The sequence below is a fragment of the Nonomuraea sp. NPDC005501 genome, assembly GCF_040605905.1.
GTDB lineage: Bacteria > Actinomycetota > Actinomycetes > Streptosporangiales > Streptosporangiaceae > Nonomuraea.
Map to the genome: position 1 here is coordinate 1 of NZ_JBEXDT010000164.1, position 10,406 is coordinate 10,406.

The 10,406-nt window shown below is 72.0% G+C and carries 10 protein-coding genes and 1 riboswitch; of the genes, 8 read left to right on the top strand and 2 right to left on the bottom strand.

Going from position 1 to position 10,406, the window contains the following annotated elements; genetic code table 11:
- On the top strand, window positions 1–1,077 hold a 1,077-nt coding region (locus tag ABZS51_RS41100; protein WP_355453317.1), incomplete at its 5' end, for an MFS transporter.
- 26 nt (window positions 1,078–1,103) lie between these two features.
- On the opposite strand, the gene ABZS51_RS41105 is transcribed toward ABZS51_RS41100, so the two are convergent.
- Window positions 1,104–1,646 carry a GNAT family N-acetyltransferase gene (locus tag ABZS51_RS41105; RefSeq protein ID WP_355453320.1) on the bottom strand — a complete coding sequence of 181 codons (543 nt, stop codon included), beginning with the start codon at window positions 1,644–1,646 and terminating at the stop codon, window positions 1,104–1,106.
- 92 nt (window positions 1,647–1,738) lie between these two features.
- Between ABZS51_RS41105 and ABZS51_RS41110 the strand changes: the two genes are divergently transcribed.
- The 7 genes from ABZS51_RS41110 (at window position 1,739) to ABZS51_RS41140 (ending at window position 9,423) form a co-directional block, all read left to right on the top strand.
- Entirely contained in the window at window positions 1,739–2,368 is a 630-nt protein-coding gene (locus ABZS51_RS41110; protein WP_355453323.1) for a uridine kinase, read from the top strand.
- A gap of 81 nt (window positions 2,369–2,449) precedes the next feature.
- A complete protein-coding gene (locus ABZS51_RS41115; protein ID WP_355453326.1) occupies window positions 2,450–3,760 on the top strand; it encodes a TrpB-like pyridoxal phosphate-dependent enzyme in 1,311 nt (436 codons plus the stop codon).
- Window positions 3,761–4,036: 276 nt separating this feature from the next.
- Window positions 4,037–4,810, top strand: coding sequence for a DeoR/GlpR family DNA-binding transcription regulator (locus ABZS51_RS41120; RefSeq protein ID WP_355453329.1), 774 nt, complete (start codon window positions 4,037–4,039; stop codon window positions 4,808–4,810).
- Window positions 4,811–4,812: 2 nt separating this feature from the next.
- A complete protein-coding gene (gene galT / locus ABZS51_RS41125; RefSeq protein ID WP_355453332.1) occupies window positions 4,813–5,892 on the top strand; it encodes a galactose-1-phosphate uridylyltransferase in 1,080 nt (359 codons plus the stop codon).
- 67 nt (window positions 5,893–5,959) lie between these two features.
- Window positions 5,960–6,095: riboswitch (cyclic di-AMP (ydaO/yuaA leader) on the top strand.
- Window positions 6,096–6,099: 4 nt separating this feature from the next.
- Window positions 6,100–7,062, top strand: a complete 963-nt coding sequence (locus ABZS51_RS41130; RefSeq protein ID WP_355453335.1) for a hypothetical protein — start codon at window positions 6,100–6,102, stop codon at window positions 7,060–7,062.
- A gap of 177 nt (window positions 7,063–7,239) precedes the next feature.
- Window positions 7,240–8,430: an FAD-dependent oxidoreductase gene (locus tag ABZS51_RS41135; RefSeq protein WP_355453338.1), complete on the top strand. Its 1,191-nt coding sequence runs from the start codon at window positions 7,240–7,242 to the stop codon at window positions 8,428–8,430.
- A 96-nt stretch (window positions 8,431–8,526) separates the two neighbouring features.
- Window positions 8,527–9,423 (top strand): RNA polymerase sigma-70 factor, encoded by an 897-nt coding sequence (locus tag ABZS51_RS41140; protein ID WP_355453341.1) that lies wholly within the window; start codon window positions 8,527–8,529, stop codon window positions 9,421–9,423.
- Between the two features lie 49 nt (window positions 9,424–9,472).
- Here ABZS51_RS41140 and ABZS51_RS41145 read toward each other — a convergent pair.
- Window positions 9,473–10,406: aldo/keto reductase (locus ABZS51_RS41145; protein ID WP_355453344.1), on the bottom strand; the 934-nt coding region annotated here is incomplete at its 5' end.

Sequence of the window (10,406 nt, forward strand, 5' to 3'; positions counted from 1 at the left end):
TCGCTGCTGGCCTTTCCCATCGGTCCGGTCCTGGGCGGCTGGCTGCTGAACCATTTCTGGTGGGGCTCGGTCTTCCTCATCAACATCCCCGTCGTCGTCCTGGCCTTCCTCGCGGTCGCCGCCTGGCTGCCCGAATCGCGGCAGGAGCGCGGCAGGCGGATCGACGTGGGCGGTGTGGCGCTGTCGAGCGCGGCGCTGACGGGGCTGACCTACGGCCTCATCGAGATCGGTGAACGAGGCTGGACCGACGCCGCCGTGTTCGGGCCGATCCTCGGCGGGACGGCCGCGCTCGGGCTGTTCGTGCTCTGGGAGCGACGGACCGGCGCGCCGCTGGTGGACCTCTCGCTGTTCGCCGATGCGCGCTTCACCGTCGGCACCGCGCTGGCCACGCTCGTCAACTTCACCATGTTCGGCGTTCTGTTCGTGCTGCCGCAGTATTTCCAGGCGAACCTGCGGACGGACGCGATGGGCAGCAGCCTGCGCCTGCTGCCGCTCATCGGCGGGCTGCTCATCGGGATGGCGACGGCGAACAGGCTGAGCAGGTTGATCGGCCCCAGGCTCGCGGTCGGTCTCGGGTTCGTCCTGCTCGCCGGGGGCCTGTTCTGGGGTGCCGCCACCGGTACGGGCAGCGGCACCGGGTGGGCGGCCGCGTGGACGGCCATGTACGGACTCGGGCTCGGCTGTGTCCTGCCCACGGCGATGGACGCGGCGCTGGGCACTCTGTCACCCGGCACCGCCGGCGTCGGCGCCGCGGTGAATCAGTCCATCCGCACCCTGGGCGGCAGTTTCGGCGCGGCGGTGCTGGGGTCGATCCTCACCTCCGCCTACCGGGCCGCGGTGCCGGAGCAGGCACGCGAGAGCGTCTTCGCCGGGCTGGCCGCCGCACGATCCACCGGCTCGGCGACCTTGGAAGACACGGTCCGCTCCGCCTTCGTCCACGGTCTGGACCTCGTCCTGGCGACCAGCGGTGGCCTCGGTCTCCTCGGCGTCGTCATGGCCCTGGCCTGGCTGCCCGGCAAGCCCGAGCGTCCGGTTCGTGATGAGGCCATGGGCTTCGACGACACGGTGGCCGCCTGAGATCGCCTCACTGGGCGGCGTGCCGGTCAGAGGGTGAGCACCATGAGGATCTCGTCCCGGTCGTCGCCGGGTGCGAGGCGGAGCGCGCCGGGCCAGCGGCCGATCTCCTTCCATCCCAGGCGCGCGTAGAAGTCCTCCAGGCCCGTGCCGCCTCGGGCGGCGAGGTGGAGCTGTTCGAGTCCCATCTCTTCGCGGGCCAGGCGGCGCACACGGTGCATCAGGGCGGCGCCGAGGCCCCTGCCGCGGAACGCGGTGTGCGTCTGGACGTGGTGGACCGTGCCCCAGTGGGAGGTCAGCGGTTCGGCGTCCCTGCGTACGTGCAGCCAGCCAGCGAGTGTTCCGCCGAGGAGGGCCACGAGGAGTCGGCCGCGGTGCGGGTCGAGACCGGCGATGATCCGGTCGGCCACGGGCGCCACCTGGTCGAAGGTGACGGGCGGGAACGGGAACCCGGCCGCGCCTCCGGCGTTGGTTACCGTGACCCAGCACTCGATCAGCTCGTGGCGCAGCGCGGGGGGTAGCTGGTCCGGGCCGGTGATGTCCAGGAACTCGGGTACGGCCTCGTGCGTCATGGTCACACCCTGGCGGACGGCACCGACAGGACGGCGAGGCGGGCGCGGGCAGCCGCCGGTGGGGCGAAGGAAGGTCGCGTAGGCTCGGGGCGATGCGTGTGCGACCGATCTCGCCGGAAGCGCTGGCGGAGGAGCTGGCCGGGCGGATCGACGCCCTTCCCCGTGACCGGCGGGTGCGGGTGCTGCTCGACGGTGCGCCGCCGGGCGAGCCGGGGCGGCTGGCCGACGCCCTCGTCGCGCCGCTCAGGGTCCGCGGGCGGGCGGTGGTGCGGGTGTCCGCCGGCGACTTCCTGCGGCCCGCGTCGCTGCGGCTGGAGTACGGCCGTACCGATCCGGACGTGTTCTACGACGACTGGCTCGACACCGGGGCGCTGGTCCGTGAGGTGCTCGGGCCGTTGGAGCCCGGCGGGACCGGCAAGGTGCTGCCGGCGCTGTGGGACAGCGGCGCGGACCGGGCCTACCGCCTGCCGTACGAGGACCTGCCCGTGGGAGGGGTGCTGCTGCTCGACGGGACGTTGCTCCTGGGGCGGGGGCTGCCGGCGGAGCTGAGCGTGCATCTGTGGCTGTCGGAGGCGGCGCTGGCGCGCGGCACCGGCGAGGACGAGCGCTGGCGGCTGCCCGCCTATGCCCGTTACGAGCGCGAGGCGCGGCCCCGGGCGAGCGCCGACGTCGTCGTACGGGTGGACAGACCCGGACGGCCGGCGATCGAGGACCCCGGCTGAACCGTGGACGCGGCTGAAGGAGCTCCAGGTGATCCGGCGCGTGACCTGGTGAGATGGGCGGGACCGGCGCAGACTGGAACGGTGATCCCTAGCCACTGGTACAACATCGTCCCGGACCTGCCGGCGCCCCCGCCTCCGCCGTTGCACCCGGCGACCCGGCAGCCCGTGGGCCCGGGCGACCTCGCGCCGCTGTTCCCGATGGAGCTGATCGGCCAGGAGGTGAGCGGCGAGCGGTTCGTCGCCGTCCCGCGGGAGGTGCTGGACGTCTACCGGCTGTGGCGGCCGACGCCGCTGCTGCGGGCGCGCCGGCTGGAGCAGGCGCTCGGCACCCCGGCCCGGATCTACTACAAGTACGAGGGCGGCTCCCCCGCCGGGTCGCACAAGCCGAACACCTCCGTGCCGCAGGCGTACTACAACGCCCGCGAAGGCGTGCGGAAGCTCACCACCGAGACCGGCGCCGGGCAGTGGGGCAGCGCGCTGGCGTTCGCGTGCGCGCAGTTCGGGCTGGAGTGCGAGGTCTGGATGGTGCGGGCCTCCTACGACCAGAAGCCGTACCGGCGCTCGCTCATGCAGGTGTACGGCGCGACGGTGCACGCCAGCCCGTCGCCCGTGACCAAGGCCGGGGCCAGGGTGCTGGCCGAGACGCCCGGCTCGTCCGGCAGCCTGGGCATCGCGATCAGCGAGGCGGTCGAGGTGGCCGGCTCCGGCGATGACGTCCGGTACGCGCTCGGCTCGGTGCTGAACCATGTGCTGCTGCACCAGACCGTGATCGGCGAGGAGGCGCTCCAGCAGATGGAGGAGACGCCCGACGTGATCATCGGCTGCACCGGCGGCGGCTCCAACTTCGCGGGGCTCGTCTTCCCGTTCCTGCGCGAGAAGCTGGCCGGCCGGATCGACCCGGTGATCAGGGCCGTCGAGCCGGCCGCGTGCCCATCGTTGACCAGAGGTGTGTACGCCTACGACTACGGCGACACGGCAGGGTTCACGCCGCTGCTGAAGATGCACACCCTGGGCCACGACTTCGTGCCGGACCCGATCCACGCCGGTGGCCTGCGCTATCACGGCATGTCGCCGCTGCTGTCGCACATGTACGAGCTGGGGATGTTCGAGGCGGTCAGCAAGTCGCAGAGCGAGTGCTTCGAGGCCGGTGTCCGCTTCGCCCGTACCGAGGGGATCCTGCCCGCGCCCGAGCCGACGCACGCGCTGGCCGAGACGATCGCCGAGGCGCTGCGCTGCAAGGAGAGCGGCGAGGAGAAGGTGATCCTGACGGCGCTGTGCGGTCACGGCCACTTCGACCTGGCCGCGTACGACCGTTACCTGTCGGGGGCGATGGAGGACTTCGCGCTTCCGCAGAAACGCATCGACGAGGCCCTCGCCCACCTGCCCGGCTGAGCCGACCGCGCCGTCCCGGTCGCCGCGGTCCCGCCGGCCGGGCGGGCGTCAGCGCGCCGTGGGACGCTTGCCGTGGTTGGCCTTCTTCTTCCTGCGGGCCTTGCCCTGGCGACTGCGCCTGGCCATACCGGCCTCCCTGTGAAAGCGACGAGCCCTGGTGTGACGTGCGTCTCCAACGTCTCCCGCCGGCGCTTCCGGCACAAGGGTGAGACCGGTCAACATTCCCCAACACTGGCATGTCATAATTTGGTGGAATCTGTTGGAAGGAGCGCGGGCTTGCTGGCACAGCAGCGACAACAGACCATCCTCGAGCGCGTGCGCAGCAGCGGCGGCGTCCGGGTGGCGGACCTCGTGCGCGAGCTCGGCGTCTCCGACATGACGATCCGCCGCGACCTGGAGGTCCTCGCCGAGCGCGGCCTGCTGGCCAAGGTCCACGGCGGCGCGACGGCGCTGGACCAGGGGTCCACGGAGGAGCCTGGCTTCACCGCCAAGTCGGCCCGGCAGCAGCACGAGAAGGAGGCCATCGCGCGTGCCGCCGCCGAGCTCGTACGGCCGGGCACCGCGGTCGCGCTGTCGGCCGGCACCACGACGTGGTCGCTGGCCCACCATCTGACGGGCGTGCCCGAGCTGACGGTCATCACGAACTCCGTGCCCGTCGCCGACGTCTTCCACCGCAACCCGCGCCCCGACCGCACGGTCGTGCTGACCGGGGGCGTCCGCACTCCTTCCGACGCGCTGGTGGGCCCGGTGGCGGTGGCCGCGATCCGCCGGCTGCACGTGGACACGCTGTTCCTCGGGGTGCACGGCATGAGCGTGCGGGCCGGGTTCACCACGCCGAACCTGCTGGAGGCGGAGACCGACAGGGAGCTGGTGGCCGCGGCGCACCGGCTGGTGGTTTCGGCGGACCACACGAAGTGGAACACGATCGGCATCAGCACGATCGCCGAGCTGGCCGAGGCCGACGTCGTCATCACCGACGCGGGGCTGCCCGAGGACGCACGCACCGAGCTGGCCGAACGGGCCGGACAACTGATCATCGCTGAGGGGTAGCCGTGAAGCGCACCATCACCCATCTGGCCGACGGCCGGGAGCTGATCTACTTCGACCGGAGCGACGACGCCGACCGCGGCGCGATCGACCGCCGGCCGCTCGATCCGCGACCGGTGGCCTCCGAGCTGCGTTACGACCCGCTGACCGAGGAGTGGATCGCGGTCGCGGGGCACCGGCAGACGCGCACCTTCATGCCTCCGGCGGACGAGTGCCCGCTGTGCCCGTCGACGGACACGCGGGCCTCGGAGATCCCGGCGCGCGACTATGACGTGGTGGTCTTCGAGAACCGTTTCCCCTCCTTCTCCATGAATCTCGGGACTTATCAGGATGTGGGGGGTCTGAGTGAGGTTCGTCCGGGGGTGGGACGGTGCGAGGTGGTGTGCTTCACCTCGGAGCACTCCTCCTCGTTCTCCCGCCTGTCCGACGCGCAGGTCGAGCTGGTGATGGAGGCCTGGGCCGACCGTACGGCCGAGCTGTCCGCGATCGACGGCGTCGAGCAGGTCTTCTGCTTCGAGAACCGGGGCGAGGAGATCGGCATCACGCTGACCCACCCGCACGGGCAGATCTACGCCTACCCGTACGTCACGCCGCGCACGAAGCTCCAGCTCGGCGCGGCCGCGCGGCACGCGGCCCGGCAGGGGGGCAACCTGTTCGCGGACGTGCTGGCGGGCGAGCGCGCCGCCGGGACCCGGGTCGTGGCCGCCAACGAGCTGTGGACGGCCTTCGTCCCGGCCGCGGCCCGGTGGCCGTTCGAGGTGCACGTCTATCCGCACCGGCAGGTCCCCGACCTCGCCGCGCTGTCGGAGGAGGAGCGCGCCGCGTTCGCGCCGCTCTACACCTCGGTGCTGCGGGCCCTGGACGGGATGTTCGGCGTCGCCATGCCGTACGTCTCGGCCTGGCACCAGGCCCCGGTACGGCAGGACCGGGAGCTGGGGTACCTGCACCTGGAGCTGTTCAGCATCAGGCGGGCGCCCGGGAAGCTGAAGTATTTGGCGGGGTCGGAGTCGGCGATGGGCGCGTTCGTCAACGACGTGCTCCCCGAGGAGGCGGCCCGGCTGCTCCGATCACAGGTTGATCACTGATTGATCTCTGATTGGAGTCGCATGGCCTCCGCTTTACTACTAGTATCCCTTCGGTACCGGCCGTAACAGCTGGTACACGCCTAATCCCGGGCGCGTCGCTCGGGAGCCGGGGACCCACCGCATCTGGGGTGAATCCACTTCGGTGGTAGGGACCTCCCATCCCGAACCCGTCAGCTAACCCGGCCGGCAGAGGGAGAGGAATACTCCGTGGCGTCCGCGTCCCCCACGCGCCTTGCCATCAACTTCGTCATCGGCGTCGTGATCGCCACCGCCGGCTTCGGCGCGGCCACCGCGACCGCCGCCCCCAAACCCAGCGAATCCGAGCTGCGCGCCGAGCTGAAGAAACTGAACGGCAAGGTCGACAAGCTCATCGAGAGCTACAACCTCAAGCGGGTCGAGCTGGCCAAGGCCCAGCAGGCTGCCGGCACAGCCGGCAAGCGGCTCGCCGCCGCCGAGCAGGCGGTCGCCACGGCCGAGCGCCGGGTCACCGAGATCGCGCAGCTGCGCTACCAGAACGGCGACCCGGCCGTCCTCGGCTTCATGCTTCCCAACAGCGCCGCCGGCGCGGCCGTCCTGGAGCAGATGACCCGCGACCAGCAGACGGTCGTGGCGGGCGTCGCCAAGGCCCGCGACGAGAAGAAGCGGGCGGCCGACGAGGCCGCCGCCCTGGCCACCAGGATCAGCGCCGAGACGGCGGACGTCGCCAAGCGGCGCGACGAGGCCCAGGACGTCATCGACGACATCGAGAAGAAGCTCAAGGATCTCGTGCCGGTCAGCACCGGCCGCCGCTCCGACGGCACCTGGGCGCCCGAGCTGCCGTCGGGCACCGACAACATCACCCCGCGCACCCAGGCGATGCGCGCGCTGGTCCAGAAGAACTTCTCGCTGCCGTTCACGGTCGGCTGCTTCCGCTCGGGGTCGAGCGGCGAGCACCCGCTGGGCCGGGCGTGCGACTTCATGATGAGTTCGGGCGGCACCATGCCCAGCGCCGCCAACCAGGCCCTCGGCGACCGCCTCGCGGCCTGGGCGTTGGCGAACAAGGCGAAGCTGGGGGTGAAGTACGTGATCTGGCGGCAGCGCATCAACCAGGGCTCCGGATGGAGCGCCATGTCGGACCGCGGCAGCATCACCGAGAACCACTTCGACCACGTCCACATCTCGATGAACTGAACGAGGGTCGGGCCGCGGGACCGCCGGTCGGCTCACCACCGGCGCCCGCCGCCACCCGCACAGCGAGCTCGATCAGCTCCGCGACCCACTATCGGATGTGATCCGCGCCACACCCTGTCACAGGTTCCCTCCGTCCGACGCCTTGTGCGCGAAACCCGAGCGAACGGAGCAGAGACCATGACCGAGCACACCGGCGGCCGGACGGAAGTCATCGTGATCGGCGGCGGATACGCCGGAGTCCTCGCGGCCAACCGCCTGACCCGCCGCGACGACGTGGCCGTGACCCTCGTCAACCCGCGCCCGGCCTTCGTCGAGCGCGTGCGCCTGCACCAGCTGGTGGCGGGGTCCGACGACGCGGTCGTCGACTACGAGGACGTCCTGAGCGAACGCGTCAAGCTCGTGGTCGACACCGCGACCGCGATCGACCGGGAGGCGCGCACCGTCTCGCTGGCCGGCGGCGGCACGGTCGGGTACGACCACCTGATCTACGCGGTGGGCAGCCGCAGCGGCGTGCCTGAGGTGCCCGGCGCGGACAGGTTCGCCTACCAGATCGCCACCCTGGAGGAGGCCGAGCGGCTGCGCCAGGCCGTGGCCGCCGCGCCCGCCACCGCGGCGCTGACGGTCGTGGGCGGCGGCGCCACCGGTATCGAGATCGCGGCCGAGCTCGCCGAGGCGGGCCGCACCGTCAGCCTCGTCTGCGGAGGACAGCTCGGCCTCTACCTCCACCCGAACGGCCGCCGCTTCGTCGCCAAGCGGCTGGCGGCCCTGGGCGTGACCGTCCTCGAAGGCCCCGGCACCAAGGCGGCGTCCGTGACGGCCGGCGCCGTCCGCCTCGCCGACGGCCGCGAGGTGCGCGGCCACCTGACCATCTGGGCCGCCGGCTTCGGCGTTCCCGACCTGGCCGCCCGCAGCGGCCTCAGCACCGACGAGACGGGCCGCCTCCTCACCGACGAGACCCTGACCAGCATCGACGACGACCGCATCGTCGCCGCCGGGGATGCGGCCTCGCCCTCGGGCCTCGCTTACCGGATGGGCTGCCAGTCCGCCGTCCAGCTGGGCCCGCACGCCGCCGACGCCGTGCTTCGCCGGATCGAGGGCGGAGCGCCCGAAGCCATCAGCGTCGCCTTCGCCGGGCTGTGCGTCAGCCTCGGCCGCGGCGCCGGCATCTTCCAGTTCGCGCGCAAGGACGACACCGCCATCCGGTTCTACGTCGGCGGCGGACCGGGCGCGCGCCTCAAGGAGTTCGTCGTCGCCCACACCGTCAAGCAGCTCGCCGACGAGGCCCGCAAGCCCGGCGCACGCGTCCTGAAGGCCAAGGACAACGCCCGGCAGCAGCGCGTCCAGGCCGCGCCCGCGTACGTGTCGTAGCCCCCTGAAGCGGGCGGCCCAGGCGCATCCCGCTCCCCCCATGCCCGCTCCCCATGCCCTGCCTCCCGGGACGGGCCGCCATGGAAGGATTCCAGGATGCACGACCACGCCGCGGACCCGGCGACGGAGGCCTTCGTCGCCCACCGCAACCTGCTCTTCACCGTCGCCTACGAGATCCTCGGCTCGGCGGCCGACGCCGAGGACGTCCTGCAGGAGGCCTGGCTGCGCTGGGCCGAGATCGACCTGGCGCAGGTCCGCGACCCGCGCGCGTTCCTCGTGCGCGTCACGACCCGGCGGGCGCTCGACCGGCTGCGGGCCCTGCGGCGCCGCAAGGAGGCCTACGTCGGCCCCTGGCTGCCCGAGCCGCTGCTCACGTCGCCGGACGTCGCGGAGAACGCCGAGCTCGCCGAGAGCCTGTCCATGGCCGTGATGCTCGTCCTGGAGACCCTCTCGCCCACCGAGCGGGCCGTGTTCGTCCTGCGCGAGGTCTTCGACGTCGACTACGACGAGATCGCGGAGGCGGTCGGCAAGACCCCCGCCGCGGTCCGCCAGATCGCCCACCGCTCCCGCAAGCACGTCGACGCCCGCCGCCCTCGCCACGTGGTCTCCCCGCGCCAGGCGCAGGCCGCCCTCGCGTCGTTCCAGCACGCCGTGGAGACCGGCGACCTGCAGGGCGTGCTCGACGTGCTCGCCCCTGACGTCGTCCTGATCAGCGACGGCGGTGGCGTCAGGAGCGCCGCGCTGCGACCCGTCACCGGCCTCGCGAAGGTGGTCCGCCTCCTCCTCGCCAGTCTCGGCGACAAGGAAGGCACGCTCACCGGCGAGCCCATCACCGTCAACGGCGATCCGGCGCTCCTCCTGCGCCTCGACGGCGAGATCGACAGCGTCATGGCGCTCAAGGTCGAGGACGGCCTCGTCACCGGCATCTACTTCATCCGCAACCCTGACAAGCTCACCCACATCGCCGCCGCCACACCGCTCACCCTGACCTGATACCGGTACGGCCGCGGTTCCCCCCAGGAAAGGAACGAACGCCGCGGCGTCAGTCCCAGGTGGGGAGGTGCTGCTCGGGGTAGCGGGCGCCGAAGCCGCCCGTGGGGAGGATCTCCGCGACGCGCTTCAGGTCCGCCTCGTCGAGCACGAGGTCGGCGGCGGCGACGTTCTCCTCCAGCCTCCCGCGGCTGCGAGTGCCGGGGATGGGGACGATGTCCTCGCCCTGGGCGAGGAGCCAGGCCAGGGCGAGCTGGGCGACGGTGGCGTCCTTGTCGGCGGCCAGGTCGGCGAGCCGGCGGGTGGCCTCCAGATTCCGCTCGTAGTTGCCGGGCTGGAAACGGGCGTCCCAGCTGCGCATGTCACTGGGGTCGTACTCGGCGCCGGGCTTGGCCTGGCCCGTGAGGAAGCCCCGGCCGAGGGGCGAGTAGGCGACGAATCCGATCCCCAGCTCGCGCAGCACCGGCAGGAGGGTCTCGACGTCGCGCTCGAACAGGGAGTACTCGGTCTGCAGGACCGAGACGGGCTGGACGGCGTGGGCGCGGCGGATGGTGTTGGCCCCCGCCTCGCTCAGGCCGAAGTAGCGGACCTTGCCCGCGTCGACGAGCTCCCTGACCGTCCCGGCCACGTCCTCGATCGGCACGCCGGGATCCACGCGGTGCTGGTAGAGCACGTCGATGACGTCGACGCCGAGGTGACGCAGGCTGTTGTCGACGACCTCCCGGATGTGGCCAGGACGGCTGTCCACCCCGCCCTCCCGGGTGCCGGTGAAGTCGAAACCGAACTTGGTGGCGATGACCACCTCGTCACGCACCGGGGCGAGGGCGGCGCCGACGATCCGCTCGTTATCGCCCTGTCCGTACAGCTCGGCCGTGTCGAAGAACGTCACGCCGAGCTCATGGGCCCGGCGGATGGTCGCCGTCCCCTCCTTCTCGTCCGAGGGCCCGTACGCCAGGGAGATCCCCATCGCGCCGTACCCCAGCGCC